The sequence below is a fragment of the Acinetobacter sp. FL genome (genome assembly GCF_040744925.1).
Classification (GTDB): Bacteria; Pseudomonadota; Gammaproteobacteria; order Pseudomonadales; family Moraxellaceae; genus Acinetobacter; species Acinetobacter radioresistens.
This window is the reverse complement of record NZ_CP160438.1, coordinates 1-20,847: the sequence shown is the minus strand read 5'-3', so window position 1 is coordinate 20,847 and position 20,847 is coordinate 1. Positions and strand designations below refer to the sequence as shown.

General features: G+C 38.9%; 21 protein-coding genes and 1 pseudogene. 7 read left to right on the top strand and 15 right to left on the bottom strand.

Annotation, left to right across the window (positions count from 1 at the left end; translation table 11 throughout):
• Window positions 1-64: 64 nt before the first annotated feature.
• The 3 genes from ABZP31_RS14970 to ABZP31_RS14960 all read right to left on the bottom strand — a co-directional run bounded on the left by ABZP31_RS14970 (window position 65) and on the right by ABZP31_RS14960 (window position 3,379).
• Window positions 65-985, bottom strand: coding sequence for a copper resistance protein B (locus ABZP31_RS14970; RefSeq protein ID WP_005407396.1), 921 nt, complete (start codon window positions 983-985; stop codon window positions 65-67).
• Window positions 972-2,975 (bottom strand): multicopper oxidase domain-containing protein, encoded by a 2,004-nt coding sequence (locus tag ABZP31_RS14965; protein WP_151984906.1) that lies wholly within the window; start codon window positions 2,973-2,975, stop codon window positions 972-974. The genes ABZP31_RS14970 and ABZP31_RS14965 overlap by 14 nt, the downstream gene beginning before the upstream one ends.
• Before the next feature lie 86 nt (window positions 2,976-3,061).
• Window positions 3,062-3,379: a hypothetical protein gene (locus ABZP31_RS14960; protein WP_151984904.1), complete on the bottom strand. Its 318-nt coding sequence runs from the start codon at window positions 3,377-3,379 to the stop codon at window positions 3,062-3,064.
• 148 nt (window positions 3,380-3,527) lie between these two features.
• On the opposite strand from ABZP31_RS14960, the gene ABZP31_RS14955 reads away from it, so the two are divergent.
• Window positions 3,528-4,208 carry a heavy metal response regulator transcription factor gene (locus ABZP31_RS14955; protein WP_005407402.1) on the top strand — a complete coding sequence of 227 codons (681 nt, stop codon included), beginning with the start codon at window positions 3,528-3,530 and terminating at the stop codon, window positions 4,206-4,208.
• On the top strand, window positions 4,201-5,601 hold the full coding sequence (locus ABZP31_RS14950; RefSeq protein ID WP_005407400.1) for a heavy metal sensor histidine kinase: 1,401 nt from the start codon (window positions 4,201-4,203) through the stop codon (window positions 5,599-5,601). Before ABZP31_RS14955 ends, ABZP31_RS14950 begins: the two co-directional genes overlap by 8 nt.
• 38 nt (window positions 5,602-5,639) lie before the next feature.
• On the opposite strand, the pseudogene ABZP31_RS14945 reads toward ABZP31_RS14950, so the two are convergent.
• The 5 genes and pseudogenes from ABZP31_RS14945 to ABZP31_RS14925 all read right to left on the bottom strand — a co-directional run bounded on the left by ABZP31_RS14945 (window position 5,640) and on the right by ABZP31_RS14925 (window position 10,684).
• Window positions 5,640-6,924: pseudogene (locus ABZP31_RS14945) on the bottom strand (MgtC/SapB family protein).
• A complete protein-coding gene (locus ABZP31_RS14940; RefSeq protein ID WP_151984902.1) occupies window positions 6,921-9,296 on the bottom strand; it encodes a heavy metal translocating P-type ATPase in 2,376 nt (791 codons plus the stop codon). Before ABZP31_RS14940 ends, ABZP31_RS14945 begins: the two are co-directional and overlap by 4 nt.
• A gap of 11 nt (window positions 9,297-9,307) precedes the next feature.
• Window positions 9,308-9,958: an isoprenylcysteine carboxylmethyltransferase family protein gene (locus tag ABZP31_RS14935; RefSeq protein ID WP_004681447.1), complete on the bottom strand. Its 651-nt coding sequence runs from the start codon at window positions 9,956-9,958 to the stop codon at window positions 9,308-9,310.
• The gene (locus tag ABZP31_RS14930; RefSeq protein WP_005407413.1) at window positions 9,955-10,224 is read right to left on the bottom strand and encodes a DUF2933 domain-containing protein; all 270 of its coding nucleotides are present in this window, start codon (window positions 10,222-10,224) and stop codon (window positions 9,955-9,957) included. The genes ABZP31_RS14935 and ABZP31_RS14930 overlap by 4 nt, the downstream gene beginning before the upstream one ends.
• Before the next feature lie 28 nt (window positions 10,225-10,252).
• Entirely contained in the window at window positions 10,253-10,684 is a 432-nt protein-coding gene (locus ABZP31_RS14925; RefSeq protein WP_005407407.1) for a hypothetical protein, read from the bottom strand.
• Between the two features lie 364 nt (window positions 10,685-11,048).
• Between ABZP31_RS14925 and ABZP31_RS14920 the strand changes: the two genes are divergently transcribed.
• The 4 genes from ABZP31_RS14920 (at window position 11,049) to ABZP31_RS14905 (ending at window position 13,708) form a co-directional block, all read left to right on the top strand.
• Window positions 11,049-11,429, top strand: coding sequence for a copper resistance protein CopC (locus ABZP31_RS14920; protein WP_004281877.1), 381 nt, complete (start codon window positions 11,049-11,051; stop codon window positions 11,427-11,429).
• Between the two features lie 68 nt (window positions 11,430-11,497).
• On the top strand, window positions 11,498-12,379 hold the full coding sequence (locus ABZP31_RS14915) for a copper resistance D family protein (RefSeq protein ID WP_034429273.1): 882 nt from the start codon (window positions 11,498-11,500) through the stop codon (window positions 12,377-12,379).
• A 368-nt stretch (window positions 12,380-12,747) separates the two neighbouring features.
• A complete protein-coding gene (locus tag ABZP31_RS14910) occupies window positions 12,748-12,957 on the top strand; it encodes a hypothetical protein (RefSeq protein WP_228273101.1) in 210 nt (69 codons plus the stop codon).
• A gap of 46 nt (window positions 12,958-13,003) precedes the next feature.
• A complete protein-coding gene (locus ABZP31_RS14905; protein ID WP_001067793.1) occupies window positions 13,004-13,708 on the top strand; it encodes an IS6-like element IS1007 family transposase in 705 nt (234 codons plus the stop codon).
• Between the two features lie 134 nt (window positions 13,709-13,842).
• Here ABZP31_RS14905 and ABZP31_RS14900 read toward each other — a convergent pair whose 3' ends face one another.
• A complete protein-coding gene (locus ABZP31_RS14900; protein WP_016804323.1) occupies window positions 13,843-14,172 on the bottom strand; it encodes a four-helix bundle copper-binding protein in 330 nt (109 codons plus the stop codon).
• Window positions 14,173-14,387: 215 nt separating this feature from the next.
• Between ABZP31_RS14900 and ABZP31_RS14895 the strand changes: the two genes are divergently transcribed.
• Window positions 14,388-15,535, top strand: a protein-coding gene (locus ABZP31_RS14895; RefSeq protein ID WP_104425814.1) for an IS3 family transposase whose coding sequence is annotated in 2 segments (ribosomal slippage) — window positions 14,388-14,634 and window positions 14,634-15,535 — 1,149 coding nt in all. Because the reading frame shifts where the segments join, the coding sequence is not laid out codon by codon here.
• Window positions 15,536-15,749: 214 nt separating this feature from the next.
• Here ABZP31_RS14895 and ABZP31_RS14890 read toward each other — a convergent pair.
• The 6 genes from ABZP31_RS14890 to ABZP31_RS14865 all read right to left on the bottom strand — a co-directional run bounded on the left by ABZP31_RS14890 (window position 15,750) and on the right by ABZP31_RS14865 (window position 20,560).
• Window positions 15,750-15,983, bottom strand: a complete 234-nt coding sequence (locus tag ABZP31_RS14890; protein ID WP_151984898.1) for a transposase — start codon at window positions 15,981-15,983, stop codon at window positions 15,750-15,752.
• A gap of 10 nt (window positions 15,984-15,993) precedes the next feature.
• Window positions 15,994-16,380, bottom strand: coding sequence for a hypothetical protein (locus tag ABZP31_RS14885; protein WP_151984896.1), 387 nt, complete (start codon window positions 16,378-16,380; stop codon window positions 15,994-15,996).
• 425 nt (window positions 16,381-16,805) lie between these two features.
• Entirely contained in the window at window positions 16,806-18,095 is a 1,290-nt protein-coding gene (locus tag ABZP31_RS14880; RefSeq protein WP_367156979.1) for an LPD7 domain-containing protein, read from the bottom strand.
• Between the two features lie 10 nt (window positions 18,096-18,105).
• The gene (locus ABZP31_RS14875; protein ID WP_367156977.1) at window positions 18,106-18,387 is read right to left on the bottom strand and encodes a hypothetical protein; all 282 of its coding nucleotides are present in this window, start codon (window positions 18,385-18,387) and stop codon (window positions 18,106-18,108) included.
• A gap of 10 nt (window positions 18,388-18,397) precedes the next feature.
• Window positions 18,398-20,365 (bottom strand): type IV secretory system conjugative DNA transfer family protein, encoded by a 1,968-nt coding sequence (locus ABZP31_RS14870; protein ID WP_367156981.1) that lies wholly within the window; start codon window positions 20,363-20,365, stop codon window positions 18,398-18,400.
• Window positions 20,366-20,416: 51 nt separating this feature from the next.
• Window positions 20,417-20,560, bottom strand: a complete 144-nt coding sequence (locus ABZP31_RS14865; RefSeq protein WP_367156980.1) for a type IV secretory system conjugative DNA transfer family protein — start codon at window positions 20,558-20,560, stop codon at window positions 20,417-20,419.
• Window positions 20,561-20,847 lie beyond the last annotated feature (287 nt).

The window sequence follows — 20,847 nt, the reverse complement described above, 5'->3', positions numbered from 1 at the left end:
AATAAGCATACAAAAAAAAATAGCAGTATTAAACTGCTATTTTTGATTTTTATTTAAATCGCTTTTAAAAAACTAATTCGATGCCTGCACCATATTTCCACCCTTTTTCGGAATTAGTAGCCTCTTGCATAAAAGTATCTTGCTGTCCTTTTTCATACTGATAAGCAATATCAATAAAAGGTTTAAATCGCTTAGTAATCTCATATCTAGTTTTGATACCAGTTTTTAGTTCTGATAAACCTGATTTTGCAGCATAGTTAGAATCATCGCTAAATATTACATCTGCTTCGATATAAGGTTGAGTAATAAGTTTCTGAGTTAAAAGCAAATCACGTTCTAATTCAAAACTTGCTCCCCAAAAATTATTCTCACCGCCATAAAGATATGCTTGTGTTTCAAAGAAATAAGGAGCTAGACCTAATATACCAATAACCCCATCCACTCGATCGCTGCTGCTGTTATTTTTATCTTCACTATATCTTACCCCAGCTTGTACATCCCAAAATGGGGCTACGTTACGGCTATAAAGTGCTGATACAGCATATTTTGGATCATTACTTTCTGACTTTTCCGAATTGGCTTCAATAAATAGACGATTTTCATCTGTTCCAATTAAAGTTTCAAACTTTGTTCCTAGGTTGCCCTTACCGTCTTCATCAACCATCCATTCATTTTCAAATTTTGTCGTTTGATAAATTTGTCCACCATGTTCTTTAAGATGATTGTCATGAGGTGAGTTAGAGTTCTCAAGCGCAATCTGGACACTCTTATCCCCCATATTCGCATTTTCCATTGAATAATATTCTGGATAACGCTCTTGAAGGGAATACTTTAATCCTCCAGATTCCTGTAAAAGAATTTTCATATTTTTTGTAATATTACTGTCTTGTACAGGAGTTTCATTTTTAGCGAACGTTAGATTTGATAATCCAAATAGCGCAATCATCAAAGTTGTTTTTGAAAACAAATTATTAGTGATGTGCATGTGGATTTACTCCCTTCTCATTTACTTGGGACTGAGGAACAGTCTTTGTAGAATTACCATCTTCCACTTGAGCTACAATGAGTTTATTCATCATTCCTGCACTCATATGGTAAAGCAGGTGACAATGAATAGCCCACTCACCTAACTCATCAGCTGTGAGTAGAGTGGTTATCGTTTTCCCAGGTGGAACAATTACCGTATGTTTGTTTGGCATATTGCTTGGATCCTGACCATTCTCAAGCTGCATAAACATGCCATGTAAGTGCATTGGGTGAGCCATCATACTGTCATTGACAAATTTTAAGCGAATACGTTCACCATACTTCACCACTAGTGGGTCGGCTTCATTAAATTTTTTACCATTTATTGTCCAAATATAACGCTCCATGTTTCCACCAAGACGGATCTCTATTTCACGTTCAGCTGCACGAGTGTCTTTTTGAAGATCTAACGATTGCAAATCACTATATTGCAATGCTTTATTACCTTCAGGTGTTGAAGCATTTGCCCATCCAAATACGGTATTATCATTCTTGTCTGAAGCCGCCTTAACAGTAGCGCTATTCATCGGCATATCATGATCCATACCTTTCATAGAAGACATATCGTGATTCATGCCTTTCATAGAAGACATATCGTGATTCATGCCTTTCATAGAAGACATATCATGATTCATATCTTTCATTGAAGACATATCATGATCCATACCTTTCATAGAAGACATATCGTGATTCATGCCTTTCATAGAAGACATATCATGATTCATATCTTTCATTGAAGACATATCATGATTCATATCTTTCATAGAAGACATATCATGATCCATACCTTTCATAGAAGACATATCGTGATTCATGCCTTTCATAGAAGACATATCATGATCCATACCTTTCATAGAAGACATGTCATGATCCATTCCCATATCTTCCATAGTCAATAAAGAACGAGGACGAGGCTTAGGCATCTCAATTTGTTTTACAGGTGAGGTATTTTCATCATGTAAGGTTCCAACCGAAAATCCAGTACGGTCAATAGATTCAGCTTCGATTTGATAATGGGCTTGTTTCGGTTCAACAATGACATCATAAGTTTCAGCAGTACCTATACGGAACTCATCTACAGGAACAGGTTTTACAGGTTGACCATCGGCACTTACCACTGTCATTTTTAAATTTGGAATTCGTACATCAAAAAATGACATTGCAGAAGCATTAATAAATCGAAGGCGAACTTTTTCTCCAGCTTTAAAATTACCGGTCCAGTTTTGCTGAGGCGTTTTGCCATTCATTAAAAATGTATAGCCTGTGACATCAGACATATCTGTTTTCAACATCCGCATCTGATTCCACATAGAGCGGTCTTGCCAAGTTGCCTTCAATCCATCACGTTTAACTTGTTTCATGACATCAAATACCGTTTCTCGACGGTTCTGATAGTAATCTGCTTCTTTTTTAAGATTTTTCGTAATTTGATCACTTGTAGAATTATGAAAATCAGAAAGCAAAACCACATAATCTCTATCAGTTTTTTCAGATGATGTTAAGGGGATTTTATTTTTCGGATAAATAACTAAAGCACCATATAGGCCGTCTTGCTCTTGCCCTTTACTATGGGAGTGATACCAATAAGTACCATTTTGACGAACCTTGAATTTATACTCATACGTTTTATTAGGGGCGATGCCTTCAAACTGGTTGAACCCAGGTACTCCATCCATGATTCCGGGTAATATCAAACCATGCCAATGAATTGAAGAGTCCTGATTTTTTAGCTTATTATGAACACGAATAACGGCATCATCCCCTTCTTCAAATTCAAGAAGAGGGGCAACGAATTTACCATTAACGGTAATTCTCTTTAGCGGTTTTCCTGTAATATTTACAGTCTGTTCCGCGATCGTTAAATCATATTCTTTAACTGCCGCCATTACCCAAGTTGATGAAAATAAACCAACTCCAATTAAGAGTATATGACTTAACTTATTTGACATTCTATCTCACCGTTAAAAAGACCAGATTAGAGTATTAAGGCAATCCTTATCGTTAGCTCCAATACTCCTTTCCTGCTTTTATAAAATTATTTATTTGATGTATTGGACATATTCATTTTTGAATGATCCATTTTCGAATGGTCCATATTCATCATGGAATGATCCATTTTCGACATATCAGAGGAATTTGCCGCTTGCTGTTGGCCAGGTTCTTGCTGAACTTTATTATCCTTGTTCATCTTACAAGGTTTAGAACACGGCTCTTGTGCTTTTTTTGCAGTTGTCACAGCATTAGATTTCGAATTTGATAGATCTTTTGCATCATTTGCCCAAGATTGAGTACCTGCGATTAATGCTCCCATGCACACTAAAGTAGTTAAGCTACGACGCAATACAGTTTTCATAAGTTTCTCTAAAATTAAGTTTCTTCGTATTACAATAAAACGCTTCACCGAACATCTGAGTGACTTGAAAATGACATTTTTGTAATCTATCTCAATCTCGGGTTTTATAAAGTTATTATAGGTTTAATGAATGACTTAGGATTCTGAGATGAGAATATTATTGGTTGAAGATGAACAAAAAACTGGTGACTATCTCAAACAAGGTTTATCCGAAGCGGGTTATATTACCGACTGGGTTACAGATGGATTAACAGGTAAACATCAAGCTCTTTCTGAAGAATACGACTTAATTATCTTAGACGTCATGTTACCCGGACTGGATGGTTGGAATATTATTAATGATATTCGTAAAAGTGGCAAAACAATGCCCATTCTGTTTTTAACAGCCAGAGATCAGATAGAAGATCGAGTAAAAGGTCTAGAGTTAGGCGCTGATGATTATTTAATAAAGCCTTTTGCTTTTGCAGAGCTTCTTGCTCGAATCAAAACTCTCCTTAGACGAGGGCAGCAAAGAGAAGATAGTAATATTATTAAGATTGCTGATTTAGAACTTGATTTGAGAAAACGTCGGGTAACGCGAGCGGGTCAACGCATTGATCTGACGGCAAAAGAATTCGCGCTTATGGAACTTTTTATGCGTAGACGAGGTGAAATTTTACCAAGAGCGCTGATTGCTTCTCAAATTTGGGATATGAATTTTGATAGTGATACGAATGTCGTTGAAGTCGCTATTAAACGATTAAGAAGTAAAGTTGACAGTAACTTTACTCCCAAATTAATTCAGAATATTCGAGGAATGGGATATGTACTAGAGGTAGAGGATGAATAATAATTTATTCAGAGCGATCAGTTTTCGGATCGGTATTATTTTCTCATTATCTACTATTTTCATTCTAATTATTATGGGTTTATTCATAAATAAATTAGTAATGCATCATTTTGAAACTCAAGACCGTACCCAATTAGAAGGTAAAATCCAGCTTATTCAGAATCTTCTTCAACAGAATACTAAAAATTCTCCAGAACTTAATTTCTATTTAAGAGATGCGTTAGTTGGACACCATGATCTTATGGTCCAAATAGAACGACCGACAGGTCAAGTTTTATTTAGTTCTGCATCCTCAATCATTAATACTCAAAATTTAATCAAGTCAGCAAATAATTCATGGATTAAATGGCAAGTTCAAAATAAGACCTATCGTGGCATGATCTACACTACAGGTATAAATAGAAATTCTGAAATACAATCTGTACGAATTATTGTTGGGATCGATACATCAGAACATCTACATTTTCTAAAAGATTTTAAGCGTCAACTTTTGTATATTGGTTTGGCTGGTACAATTTGTTTAATGTTTTTAGGTTGGTTTGCAACCTGGAGAGGTTTAAGACCCGTGCAAAAAATGGCTAAGGTCGCAGAAGGAATTTCTGCTCAACATCTTTCAGAACGTTTAGAAGTTGAGCATACACCAACCGAACTAAAATCATTGGCAATCGCCTTCAATGCTATGCTGGACAGACTAGAGTCAGCTTTAGAAAAACTTTCCGATTTTTCATCTGATTTAGCACATGAAATTAGAACACCGATTAATAATTTAATGACCCAAACTCAAGTATGTCTCGCCCGTAACCGAGATATTGGTACTTATCAAGAAATACTATTTTCTAATTTAGAAGAATTTGAACGTTTGGCTCGAATGGTGTCCGATATGCTTTTCTTGGCAAAAGCAGAACATGGCTTAAATTTACAGAACTTACAGAATATTGACCTCATTAAAGAAGTTACCGCTTTATTTGATTTCTATGACGCTCTAGCTGCCGAAAAAAATATGACACTTCAACAAACAGGATCTGGCAATGTAAAAGGTGATCCTGCTATGTTACGTCGCGCACTCAGCAACCTATTGTCTAATGCAGTTAAATATGGAAACAAGAATTCTACAATACAGATAAAACTTCAACAGAATTTAGATAACACAATATTTTCAATTGAAAATGAAGGCCCTGAACTCTCTCCTGAACAACTATCCAGATTATTTGATCGTTTTTATCGAACAGATGCGTCTAGACAAAGAACAGAAGAAGGAACCGGCTTAGGGCTTGCCATAACAAAATCTATTCTTGATATGCTTGGGGCGACCATCCAGGCTGAATCCCTCAATGGTCGAATCATTTTTACCATTGTTTTTCAAAGTGAATCCATGCAAGGGGAATCATTTTAACTCATTTTTTGAACATCTTCCATTTACCCGAGTTGACCTTACATAAAGCTCAAACTGAGAGCCAGAGCTACGCCAGCACCTATCATGGCAATTGTGTAGCCAAATATGATAGCTCGGCCAAACTGTGCCCCCCCCTGTCATCCATGCAATTGTCGCTTTGCTTAACATGTTGCTCAGTGTGGCCAGCCCTAGCGCGACAGCAGCCACATTTGTTGTTAAGCCTTCAGTACTATGCAGGCGGGCAAGTGAGACTAAAATAGCATCTACGTCTGCTAGCCCAGAAATAGTCGATAATACGAAGATGCCGCTGGTGCCCAACCATTGTTTTGCTGCCGGGACCAAGACTGCCATGACAGCCAGGAAAGCAGCGAAGCTGAATGCTGTCCCAAGATCAAAAGGAGCCATTGCTTCTATTGTTCGATCGTTGTTTTCAGCGCTGGTAATTTGGCGTTGTCTCCACAATGCCATACCCAGCAGAAGGATTCCCGCAATCATCATTGCACCACCAAAAGTGCTTAGCAATGCTGGCTCAATGACGCCTATCAGCACAACCATACGAAAAAACATGATGCCACAGGCAGCCAATGTTCCAGAAATAGCAGCACTGACCATGACGGGGTGCTGGCGTGTATAGCGTGCCAGTGCGACAGTTGCAGCTGTAGAAGATGCCAAACCACCCAATAGACCTGTCCAGAATATGCCTCTTTCTGAACCGGTAAGCCGCATGGCAAAATGACCTGCCAGAGAGAGTCCGGCAATCAGGATCACTGCCCACCATAACTGGTAAGGATTTAATGCAGCAAAAGGTCCCAGACCCGTATTGGGTAAGTAGGGTAATATAACGACAGAAAGTACCAGCAACTGCAGGGATGCGGTTAATTCACGATGCTCTATCAAGCGTAGCCAACCGTGTAAGGTTGGCTTGAGATCCAAAAATACAGCGACGATTACAGCCGCGGTTAATGCTAAAGTAACATTACCATGGGATGCATATGCACCTAAAACTAATGTCAACAGCATCGCGATCGTCGTGGTAGCGCTTAGATTACCGGAAAGTTTTGCGGTACGCGCGTAGGACACTGTTAATAATAAGGAAAGCCCTAATACGGCCGCGACCAGCGGCCAAGGCCCGAAGTTTGGTTGTAAATGACCGAGCACTCCTCCGAGCAATCCTGTCAATGTGAAGGTACGTAGGCCTGCTACTCGGCTGCCCTCGGGCAATTCACGATCGTGCCATCCTCGTTCTAAACCAATGAGCAGGCCGATGGCAAGTGCTGCAATAAGACCTGGTACATCTGGTGGAAGAAAAGAACTCTCTATCATAACTTTTTATTTCGCAGGCGAAGGGCATTCGTGATGACTGAAGCTGAACTAAAACTCATCGCCAAGGCCGCAATCATGGGTGACAATAACCAACCGGTAAATGGATAGAGTACGCCAGCTGCGATTGGGATACCCAAGGCATTGTAAAGGAAAGCAAACATGAGGTTCTGTTTCATGTTGCCAACAGTAGCTTCCGAAAGGGAACGGGCAACCGCGATACCGCGTAAATCCCCCTTGACCAGCGTAACTTGAGCACTATTCATTGCGACATCAGTTCCGGTCCCCATAGCGATACCGACATCAGCCTTGGCTAGTGCTGGTGCATCATTGATTCCATCGCCGGCCATTGCCACGATGCGACCTTCCTTCTGCAATTTGCTGACCAGTTCTAGTTTATCTGCGGGTTTAACTTCACCATGTACCTCATCAATACCCAGACGTGCTGCGACTGAACGGGCAGTGGTGAGACCATCTCCTGTTGCCATCACGATACGTAGTCCAGCTTCCTTCAGGGTGGCAAGTGCTTCAGGGGTACTTTTTTTGATGGGATCGGATACTGCAAGCAGGCCGGCCAATTCACCATTGATGGCTAGATGCATCACACTTGCACCTTCTGAACGCAGCTCTTCGGCTTGCGGAATCAGAAATTGTACCGAGATACCTAATTGCTCCATCAGTGCTGTGTTGCCCAAAGCTAACTGACGATCGCCCACTTGACCTCGAACACCAATCCCTGAGCCTGATTCAAAATTATCTGGTGTTTCAAGAGACAGGCCACGTTCGTGTGCTGCATTTACAATCGCTTCGGCTAGCGGGTGTTCACTGCCTTGATCAAGACTGGCGGCTAAACGTAATACTTCAGATTCATCGAAACCTGATGCGGCAACCACACGATCGAATACAGGGCGTCCTTCGGTCAACGTACCTGTTTTATCGATGATTAGTGTGTCAATCTTGCGCAGATTCTCAATGGCTGCTGCATCGCGGAACAACACACCATGAGTAGCACCTTGACCCGTTGCAACCATGATAGACATTGGAGTTGCCAAGCCTAGTGCACAAGGACAGGCAATAATGAGTACTGCCACAGCATTGATTAATGCATAAACCCAGCTCGACTCTTCTGGGCCGAACAATCCCCATCCAAAGAAGGTAAGCAAGGCAATGGCTACTACAGCCATGACAAACCAACCTGCTACCTGATCAGCCATACGTTGCATTGGTGCTCTCGAGCGTTGAGCTTGTGCCACCATCTGTACGATCTGGGACAACATGGTACTTGAACCAATTTTCTCTGAACGCATGATCAATGAACCATTGGTATTCAGGGTAGCGCCAATGACTTTATCGCCGACACGTTTAGTGATTGGTAAAGGTTCGCCTGTCAGCATTGATTCATCTACTGAACTACTTCCTTCAGTGACTACACCATCCACAGGAACTTTTTCACCTGGGCGGATGCGAAGTAAATCTCCTACATGGACATGAGTCAGAGGAACGTCTTCCTCAGTTCCATCGGACAGAATTCGGCGAGCTGTTTTAGGAGCAAGTCCGAGTAGTGACTTAATTGCAGCAGAAGTTTGCGAACGTGCTTTTAATTCTAGTATTTGTCCCAGTAGGGTCAACGAAATAATGACCGCTGAAGCTTCAAAGTAAACAGCGACACGGCCCATGGAAATAAATGAGTCTGGAAAGATTTGTGGCGCTACAGTTGCAACCACACTGTAAATAAAAGCAGCCCCTGTACCTAGACCGATCAGGGTCCACATGTTCGGGCTGCGATTCACGACCGATTGCCAACCACGGGAAAAAAATGGCCAACCTGCCCAGAGTACGATCGGCAGTGACAACACTAATTCAATCCAGCTCTGAACCGCCATGTCGAACAGGTTCAGTTGATGGCCAAACATCGCCAAAAAAGTCACGACTATGGTCAGTGGCAGTGTACACCAGAAGCGTCGACGGAAATCACGTAACTCAGGATTCTCATCTTCCTCTAACTCGGGAATGAGTGGCTCCAGTGTCATTCCACATTTAGGACAGTTTCCAGGATGATCTTGTTTAATTTCTGGATGCATTGGGCACGTATAGATGATCGTGCCTGTTGTGCTTGTCTCATTAACGGATTGAGTAGTCTGATGATGCTGTGTATGTGCATCGGCAGTCGTCGTTGCGGGTTTAGCGATATATTGCACCGGGCTGCTATGAAACTTTGATTGACATTTATCACTGCAAAAAAAGTAAGTTTTCCCCTTAAATTCCTCATGGTATTTCGATTCTTCAGTGACGGTCATACCACAGACTGGGTCTTTCAGTACGTCTGTTGTAGCCTGTGCCATATGGTCCTGGTTATGATTTTTTTGATCTGACATAAATAATTCTCTTATGGAAAAGTGGTTTTATGGCCGAATTTTGGAATAAATCTCGGAGTCTGTTGAGCATAGCTGTCATAGACAGCGCCAAACTGTTTACTCATTTCAGCCTCTTCCTTAATTGCCAAGCGGCTGTACATTAAGAGTAAGATTGGAAACATAATCAGTGTCAGTAAAGTTGGCCATTGCAATAAAAACCCCAGCAAGATCAAGATAAAAGCCACGTATTGGGGGTGACGTATGCGCGCATAGGGTCCGGTTACTGCCAATTGGTGATGACGTTGTGCGTGGTACAACACGTTCCATGCTGATGACAGTAAATAGAAACCATAGCCCAAAAAAATATAACTCGCGATGTGCAGAATGCCAAAATGTGGATCACCCTTTTCACCCAGTAGCGTTGACCATAAGTGACCTGAGTTATGCGACAGCAAATCAAGTTCAGGAAAGCGAGTTTGTAGCCAGCCTGACAACAGGTAAATGGTTAAAGGGAAACCATACATCTCGACAAACAATGCAATGATGAAAGCAGAGAAAGCGCTAAAAGTACGCCAGTCTCGTGCTGTGGCGGGTTTAAAAAAACTGAAGGCAAACATAATGAAAATTGCCGAATTTATGATGACGAGCCACCACAGACCATAGGCCGATTCCGCATGATTCATGATGGATCTCCTGGTTCGCGCGATTTTTTATTATCTGATGGGTCTGATTTTTTCTGTTGATGGTGATGTCCATGACCACCATGCATAAAAATATGCATGAGTGGACAAGCTAAAAGGAGTAAAAAGGGTAAAAAACCAACGACATGGGCCAAATGCTCGGTTAAGAGAAAATAGGCTGCCACACCACCAAGCACTAATAGACCGATGGCATAACGTGTAGACCAAAAGTTAGGTACTGAATTATGTTCTTGAGGTTGATGGTTCATGGTGCTTCCCTCTCTAATTCATGGGTAATTATTTAGTTGTGGAGGGAGGCATACAGTCCATCATCATTTGCATCATGGATTGCATCATGTCCATGCGTTTTTCCATCATTTGCTGACGGTCAGCCATATTGGCATTCATGCTTTGGCTACCCATCTGTTTCATCATGCTTATACCTCCTTGCATGAGTTTCATGTGCTCAGCCATAAGTTTCTGACGTTCTTGCGGGTTTTTTGCAGCCATCATCTTTTCATGCATGGCTTGCATCGCTTTCATGTGCTGGTCCATTGCAGCCATTTTGTCTGGAGTCATCGTGCCAGTAGCTGTCTTTTTAACAGTGACTGTGGATGGAGGAGTATTTTCTGGGTGATGAGTTTTATGCTCTTCAGGATTTTGGGCTAATGCACCTAGAGCGGCAGTGGTTATACAAAGTGCAAGTAAAGTTTGGCGGATATAAGTCATGATATTTTCCTTCCATCAGTTGATCAGCCGATACAACCTTTAAATGAATGAAGCAAACAAATAGAGAGAGGTATTTTTCATTTATTTGCTCCACTCATTCTTTTGATGAAGTTGATCGCTGGTTATGCCACCGGTGTTTTACTTAGGTGGTAGCTGGTTATAGTCAATTTTTTTATTTCTATTGAATAATTTTATCACTTGAGTCTATTGATTTTTAAAAATGACAAAAATGTAATTTTGAAGTCATCGCTCTGTTTCTGTCTCTCACTAATAATTGAAATATAAGAGGAGATGATGTGGTCTCATTAAATATAGATTTTATAAAGTCATCTCTAATGAACTAACGAATCAAGAGGAAACGTAAATGAAATTATTTCAAAATAAAATGACTGCTCTACGTAATGTTGTAGTAGCTGCAACGATGATTGTGGCTACTACAACTACGTTCGCTCATGTGAGTTTAGTGAGTGCGATTCCTGCGGAAAATGCATCTATCCTTAGTCAACCAAAGAACTTGACCCTTAACTTTGGTGCAGAGGTTATGTTGATGAATATTAAGTTACTGGATGCTCAGCGAAGAGATGTTCCTTTAAAATATGAAGTTACTCATGACTTAAAGAAATCCTTTGATGTCGCTCTTCCGAAACTGAAAAAAGGTAAATATACCGTTGTCTGGACAACAATGGGGAAGGATGGTCACAACATGAATGGTGAATATAGTTTCACTATTAAATCAACAAAATAAGAATTAATTACATTACTTTTCAACATGCCAGTGAAGTGCTGGCATGCTGTCCCAGAATGGAAAAAATAATGATTTCTGAATATTGGATGTGGGCAACTTGGTTAACTAAGGTTATTTTATACTTAAGTGTAGCTTTTGTCGTTGGTGGAGCCTTTTGCTATTTTTTACTGAGACAATATCTTGAACTAAAAGAATCGATTCTTAAATATATTACAATTGGTGCCGGATTAGGCCTAATTTCCAGTACCTTAGGTTTTTTTATTCTGATCGGTAGTTTTGCCAATACCGGTATTAAAGGTATGTGGGATCCCACGTATATTAATATACTGCTGAATACCCCGCCAGGGCATATACACATTCTTCGTTGTATTAGTTTCACTCTTTTACTTCTTCTCATGGTGGTGAAACTTAACAGGAAAAAGAGTCAGTTTTCTATAACTGAAAGTTCAATATTTGGTATTTTACTAATCCCGATTATCTTTAGTTTTTCTCAGCTCGGACATGTCGCTAATTTAAGCTTACTTGCTCAAATTTTATTATCAATCCATATCCTAGTTATGTCGCTATGGATTGGGTCTTTATATCCGTTATGGAAAACCAGCCGGGAAATAAGTGGTTTACCTTTAAAAGATCGCATGCATGTATTTGGACGTATTGCTGCTTTCATTGTTGGGATATTAATCGCCTGTGGCGCTAGTGTAGCTCTTCTTTTAATTAAAGATTTTAATACCTTAATCAATACTGCATATGGCTATGGTTTCATGGTTAAAATGTTTTTTGTTATAGGTATTCTACTTTTAGCTGCCTTCAACAAATGGTATTTCACCCCGCGTCTTCAACATCCTAAATTCGCTAAACACCTTAGTCATGCCATTTTATTTGAGATGTTATTAGGTCTATCAATTCTATTAACAACAGGCTATATAACCACTGTCGTGGGTATTGAATAAGAGAATTTCAAAATAAGGGAATTGAGGAAATTTAACATTACTGCATTTATCTTTTGTAGCTGAGCACTTTATAAGTACTTAGTAAATATATAATCAAAAATAGTAATATAATGAATTTTATAACCTATTTTTTGATTATATATCATCTTAAACCTAATAATGGTTTAGTTTATTGATTGTAGTAAGCTTTTAAGCTAACTACAATCTTAGCTTTTAATGACTTGTAAGGTTGTTTAAGATGTATCCCGAAGATGGGGATCAATATATTTAAATAATAAAAGCCAAAGACACTGTAGAAAGTTGGTCTGGGAAAATGGCACTAGGTATAGATTACATCATTGAATCAGTCTAATGTTCATGGAGTGGCAATGAAGGACGAAGAATTAAGAAAACTTTATACAATTGAAGCATTCTTAGATTATGGTGATTTACCCAAAAATTTTCGTGAAGGTTGGTCTCCAAGTTTCAGATTACACTTCGAAGAAGTGGGAATAGGTGAAAATGAAAAAGCTCATGCCTACATCAGCCTAAATGGAAAATTAAAAAAAACTAAGTGTGAATGGCACTGTTGCAAATAGGCTGACATGATAAGCTAAATATCTTATTTATTTCGAGATACAGCAGATGAATCCCTTCCACGGTCGGCACTTTCAAGGTGAAATCATTCTTTGGGCTGTTCGTTGGTATTGTAAATATGGCATCAGCTATCGTGAACTTCAGGAAATGCTCGCTGAACGTGGAGTGAATGTTGATCACACCACAATTTATCGCTGGGTTCAGCGTTATGCTCCAGAAATGGAAAAACGTTTACGTTGGTATTGGCGTAATCCTACAGATCGACATTTATGGCATCTGGATGAAACTTACGTAAAAGTGAATGGCAAATGGGCATATCTATACCGTGCAGTTGACCAACGTGGCCATACTCTTGATTTCTATCTTTCTGCTAGACGAAATACCCATTCAGCTTATTGTTTTCTTGGTAAGATTTTGAATCATGTCAAAAAATGGCAGATTCCACGAGTCATAAACACTGATAAGGCTCATACCTATGGCCGTGCTTTGTCGCGACTAAAACAGGAAGGAAAGTGTCCTGAAGACCTGGACCATCGACAGATTAAATACAAGAATAACGTGATTGAATGTGATCATGGCAAGCTCAAACGGATCATCAAGGCTACGTTGGGATTCAAGTCTATGAAAACGGCTTATGCCACAATTAAAGGAATTGAGGTTATGCGTGCTCTACGCAAAGGACAAGCTTCATTATTTTATAACGGTAATATTCTAGGAGAAGTTTGGCTAGTAAATAGAGTTTTCGGTCTCTAAGCTTTTTTGAAGGGAAAATCATCGACTCAGATCCCTATTTGCAACAGTGCCGTTGTTAGTGGTTTGACCCACTAACAACTAACACGTTGGCTATTCATTGAGTAAATCCTAAACTCAACTAATTCTTTTATTTATCAGACAACCATTTTTCGACATTCGACGGCACATTCACGGCAAGCATCAGCACATTGCTGGCAGTGTTGATGCTCATGTTGGCTACATTCATCTGCACAGTATTCACAAGCCTTGGCACAAAGCTCACAAATTTCTTTCATAAAAGGAGATTCTTTTTGCTGCATACGAGCACAGAGCTGACAAATATCTGCACAATCTAGACAACGCTGAATACATTCTCGCATCATCTCCAGATTTTCTTCTTTTAGACAGGCATTTGCACAACTGGCACAGGTAAGGGAACAGCTCATACATGCCTTTGCGCAATCTGAAAATTGGATATCGTTCATCATACTTACCTAAATTCACTTGATTTAGGAATAAGCTAATCAAAAAAAAAGATATACACTAGGACGATTAGGTAAGGGAAAGTAAAATAGTCATAGATTTTGTTAAATGGTTTTAGGAGAGTGTAAATAAAACTGTGTAAACGCTTAAACTTGAATAGCCACCGATTTTGTAGACACCTTTTAGTTAGATAAAATGGCTAATTAACGAGGTGCTTATGAGCAGTAAACGATACCCTGAAGAATTCAAAATTGAAGCAGTAAAACAAGTCACTGAGAAAGGTCATAGTGTGGCTGAAGTTGCTACACATTTAGGAACCACTACACATAGTCTGTATGCTTGGATCAAACGTTATGATCCACAGCAGCCCAAGACAACAGAATCTAGTGATCCAACTACAGAATTAGCGAAATTAAAAAAAGAGCTGCAAAGGGTCACTGAAGAAAGGGACATATTAAAAAAGGCCGCGGTGTACTTCGCAAGCCAGTCCAAATGAGGTACGCCTTTATTCGGGACAACCAACATATATGGTCTGTTCGTCGTTTATGTTCAACGTTAGATGTTCATCACAGTGGTTATTACGCCTGGTTAAAGAAACCTACCAGTATAACTGCGAGGAAGCGGCAACAGCTTTCAGGATTAATTAAACAGTTCTGGTTGGAATCTGGCGGAGTCTACGGTTATCGCAAGATTCATTGTGATTTGAAAGACGTTGGCGAAAGTTGCGGTATCAATCGAGTACATCGACTCATGAAGGCGAATGGTCTCAAGTCACAGCGTGGCTATCGCAAACCTAGAGCTAATGTTAGTACTCCATCGATTGTGGCTCGAAATACTTTAGACAGACAGTTTAACCCCACCCAGCCCAACCAGTTGTGGGTGACTGACATCACTTATATTCGCACTCATGAAGGATGGCTGTATCTTGCAGTAGTAATCGACCTATTCTCACGGCTAGTCGTTGGCTGGTCTATGAAGTCGAGAATCACAACAGATCTGGTTTTAGATGCTCTACTGATGGCTTTGTGGCGAAGAAGCCCAAAGAACAAAGTCCTGATTCATTCTGATCAAGGTAGCCAATACACCAGTCATGAATGGCAGACATTTCTCAAGCATCACAACCTTGAAAGCAGTATGAGCCGGCGTGGAAACTGCCATGATAATGCTGTTGCTGAGAGCTTCTTTCAGCTGTTAAAGCGAGAGAGGATCAAGAAGAAAATCTATGTGACAAGAACTGAAGCAAGGTCGGATATCTTTGAATATATAGAGATGTTCTATAACTCAAAACGCAGACATGGTTCCAATGGTCAGCGTTCTCCATTAGATTATGAAAAGGCCCATCAAAAGATGGTTATGTGTGTCTAGAATTTTGGTGGCTATTCAGTTTTCACCATTCCAGAATTTTGGAAACTGCTTAAGAATTTTTTTTAGCGTTTGAATTAGAGCTGTATCCATGAATTACTACCGATGCTAAAATTTTATGAATGCAGAATTATATGCGATTCTAATCCCATTCATCTTAGATATTTAACCTATAGATCCTAGTTCTAGATCATGAGTTATACGATTTACTCACTTCTTAAGAAGATTCTTTTAAATTTTTCTCATCTTTTATATGTTCGGTAACTCTTATCATCCAATACATCAAAACAAAAAATGGAATAAGCAGAATTAAAAGATAAAGGATACTAAAATTCAGAAAGTATCTGGCGAAAGATAAGGCTGTCAGTAAGACTAATAATCCACAAATCGTATAGACAATTTTATTGCGTTTACTAACCAACTCGACAATAGAAAGATCCTGATTTTTCATTCTATGATCCTTAGTAACTTGTGCAATACTGCATTTCTCTATAACCATGCAGCATATTCACCAGAATCATTAATTGATTTAGGTACGTGCAAGGTAGCCCTTTTAATTCAGGGAATTTTTCCCACATTAAATATTTATCTTTGTAGAGAAAGGTATTTTTCTTAAATTTTTCTTGGCCTGATAACTCAATTTTCATTTGTTCAAGCTGTTTAAAATTCTCAACCACATCGTCTGGAATTGGCATATTTAGAGCTACGCTCTTACCATTTAACCAATATTGAATTGGTCGGACGTTAATAGATTCATTGAATCCTATAGCTTTGAAATAATCGCGTATCGCTTCAGGGTTGTAAAATCCCAATGATTCAACTAGCAGTTTAAAATCTGCATTTGTCATTCTTTACCGTCCTTAATCAGATTAAATTTGATTATATAGTCCACAGGTGGACAATACAAGCAATATCCCAAGTTTAACCTTCTATTGGTTTTAGTAGATTATGGACTGCCAATATTATTGTCTGGTCCATAATCTCTAAAACGTCTAATCCCGATGCTTGGATAAATGCTGCAAGCTGCAGCGTTTATCCAGGCATCTATATTACCTATCTAATCTAGATCCATAGCAGATATATCAGAGCAAAGTGTCTACTTTGCGAACTGACGCAATCAGTTAAATTTTCCTTTCCCTGATTACCGTTGTTTTCAAGTGAGCTTTAAAAAGCTGTGCTTTTTAAATGGCGACCGCAGAAAATAAACTGCTCCTATTTGATCTAGTAGCGGGATATAAAAAAACACCCTTAATGGGTGTTTTCGTGGCCAAGATTATCGGGATATATCTCTATTTTTATTTCTCTCTTGAGTTTTAACTTGTGGCTGCTGTACTGGCTGTTGTTTTGGAGCATTGGCATCATAAGCCGTTAATTTTGGCTTATGAAATTTCTGATTTTGAATGTCGGCATTATGTTGAATCTGAAGCTTAGTTTTATCATTTTTGGTTAAAGCTTTTTCAGTTGTTTCTTTCAATTTACTCAAGCTTTGAGCTTCCCACTTCCCTTTATTTGCCAATGTTTGAACTCTTGCACCTGTTGGCAGTCCAGTTTTAGGATCAATTTCTTTAGTATTCACTTCGACTTTGTTAGACCCTTTATAGGACAGGACAATATCATCATTCTTAATGATATTTTGCTCTTTTAAAGTACGTTCCAGATCCTTCGCCCAGATTGTATTTTTTTCACCTTTACTATTTTCAATAGTGGCGTAGTAGCTACTGTTATTCTTAGGATCATGCTCATAAGGTGCTGCACCATGATCTACTAATTTTCCAACGTGCATTTTTTTCTGATTAAGCTGTTCAACCGCAACGTCTATACTGGCTGTGCGCTGCTTTTCTGTGAAGCCGTCAGCTTTCATTTTTTTATCAAAAACTGTCAGTAAAGCTTTTTCCTGTTCTGACAGGTTATTAATTTTTTCCTTCCGTTCCTGTGTTGGATCTACTTTATCCTTCTCATTTAAAGGCTTCTCTTTCTGGCGTTCATTACCCTTTTCAATAGTATTGGGAATTACCTCTTTACCTTGTTCTTTTTTCATGTCATTGAGCAAGGCTAGGTCAATATCACGAGGTTCATAACCCTTTACTGTCATGCCCTTCATTGAAGCTTCAAGCCATACATTCCGTTTAAATTCTTCAGAGCCTTTAACCTGTATTGTTTCCCATTTTTTAGCTTTTGCTACCTCCACCATTGAAGCAGCAATATGTTTATCATCAATTGTGGTTTTTAAAGCTTTTCCAGAATCTTCAAAAGCTACTTTTTCAGGATTACCTTTAAAGTGATATTTGTCATCTACCACATAATATTTATTGAGCAATGCTTTAGGTATGCCTTCTTCACTAGGTTCTTTACTGTCATCAGCTTTTAGCTTTTTGGTATCAGTTACTTTAGTTTCTTCAGGATCTTGATTAATACCTTTTGTGCTTTTTGAAATATCTATATTTTCAGCTTTTTCAATCGAATTGACTTCAGCTTGATTTGTTTCTAACGTCTGGCCAAGTTTGGTATAGCCGGTTTGTTCTTTATTAAAACTAGGTTTATCGACCTTGTTTGCTTCAGTCATGATCAAGTCCTTATTGATTAGAAATATTTTGGCGACGTGCTGCTTCGTCAATAATCATTTTGGTTTGAATATATTTGTCTGTTAGAAGTGCAATTTGTCTTTCAGTTTCAGTGCTTAAATCTTTATTTTTCTGATATACAACTATGCTTTGCATATAGTTTTTTACAGTGTCAGGCTGATTAACTGCTTTAGATGAAAAGCCATTAGGACTGGTCACGGCTTTATTTGAAGTACAGCCCACAACTGAAAAAGATAGGGCGAGGCTGATTAATGTAAGAGAGATTTTTTTCATGATAGTTTCCTTATTTAGAATTAACTTGGTCTGAAAACGCCTGATAAACGTCATCAATATCTGAATTTTCTATAGATCCCTTTTGACCTTTATTGACTGCATTTAGGTTGTCTTGTTGATCTTCATCAACTGCAAATTCAGATTCAGCACAATTAAAAACCGTATCAACAATTTGTTTGGCTTCGTCATGACTAAATTTAGTGACACCAAGTACAAATAGGCTGTCCTCTAGGTTTTCCAATTCTGCAATCATGGTTAGAGGATCTGATTCATCTGCTGAAACAAGGTTTTCCATTTGTTCTGGTTCATCTACTGCAACCAGATTTTCCATTTCTGCAATCATGGCCAGAAGATCTGGTTCATCTACTGCAACAAGGTTTTCTATTTGTTCTGGTTCATCTACTGCAACCAGATTTTCCATTTCTGCAATCATGGCCAGAGGATCTGGTTCATCTACTGCAACAAGGTTTTCTATTTGTTCTGGTTCATCTACTGCAACCAGATTTTCCATTTCTGCAATCATGGCCAGAGGATCTGGTTCATCTACTGCAACAAGGTTTTCTATTTCGTCATGACTAAATTCAGTGTCATCAATTGCAATAAGGTTTTCCGTTTGTTCTGGTTCGTCTACTGCAACTAGGTTTTCTATTGGATTTTCATCACTAGCTTCCACCTGGCTAAAGAAGTCATCGACAATATTTTGCGCTTCAGTATCTTCTTCCCATTCAACAGCCCCAAAGAATTGATCGACCACTTGTAGACATTCTTCAGGTTGTGGATTTTCTGGATCTTCAAAAACTGTTTTATCTAACTTAAATTCAGGGATAACTAAGCTAGAAATATCTATTTGTTCAGCCTGTTCTACTGTAGTAATTTCAGTTATACGTTTTTCAATTTTTGCCTTATGCAGCTTTACGTCTAAATCAGGAATAGGAATTGAAAGTTCCAGATCCTCAAAGGCAATTTTTTCTAATTGCTTGTGAGTTGGAAAACCCTTAATTGCTTTCATGCTAGGAGAAACGGACTTTAGGCGATCCACAAAAGCACTGTCATTAAAATACTTAGCCTTTTCACACATGATAGGTTTTGTATTTTCCATAAAGATAATTTCTTTATCTTGCGACAATTCTTTTAACTCTTGAGGGAGCATTAAAGCTCGTCTTTGATCTGATTCATTTTCTGAATTTGAGCCACCTTGACCCCATGCCATAGAACGGCTTTGGCCTTTAGATTTTGCTTTGAAAGTGAAATAGCCAAGCATTTCACTATATTCATTGGCATCACGTTGTTCTCTAGGCGGATAAACGATTTGCAAGGCATGGTTAGTCACAAGCCCCCTAGTTTGGGTTTTATAAACGTCCTCTAGCTGGCCAATAGATTGAATAATTGTTAATAAGCGAATGTTATAACCCGCGATAAACGAGTTAGCATCTGCAATTTTCGCTACTTTACCAACAGCCGTTGCTTCATCATTCACGACTAAGCACTGATATTTCAAAGATGAATCTTGTTGTGGCAGTGTTTTTAGATTCACATCAATTAAGAGTGAATAGAACAAATTGATTAAGTTCTTAGCATCCCCTAAACGGTTTGGTTGAACACCAAAATAGATAGACATTCTTTGTCTGCGTACATCTTCAAGTTTAAAGTCACTTGATGAAGTTGCAGCGTCTACAATCGGGTTCGCAAAAATCGTTAAAGGTGAGGTAAAAGTAGAAATGATGTTACCGAGCGTATTGTCTGGTGAACTTAAAAAACGGTTTAAAGCATCAAGGCAAGTATCACTAAGCGGTTTATCACTTTGCGCTCTTTCATCAATAATAGATCTAATATGATCCTGAATTGGCTTACCTTTACCCGAACTCTGTCTTAAAACCTCGCCCATAGTTACAGGCAGATCTTCAGTTTCAAATAGATATAGGGCTAGGCCAAGAAAATAAGTTATTAGCATTGTCATTCCAAAAATCGGTTTTAGCATCACCAGTCACAGGGTAGAAGCTTCGACCAAATAGCAAGAATTTCACCTACTCTAAAAATTTTCGTCATGACTAACGGTATCAAATGGATTCCATTTGTGAGATTTTAGATCTTCAGAAAATGGGCTGAATAGATAAACTTTCTGGCCATTCTTAGCACGAAATTTAGAAGTTAATAGGAAGTTTTCAAGCTTCAAATCCAGTACAACTACACTATCCGAATAGTTTTAGAAGGTTAGGAATAACAATCGCTACACCTTTACCGCTTCGTGTCGGAGCAGCCAGAAGTACAAATTGCTGACCGCCAAGCAGTAAATATTTTATTATGATATTTCCCTACTAAAATTCCCTTATTTCCCATCAATCCAGATTTCTGAATTTCTTTTGTTGTGGCAAATCTGGCATCACCGTGTAACGACTGTTTTTTATTAAACAGACTAGCAATGACTAAAGCAGGGAGAACAAAAGTGATAAATAGTGCAGC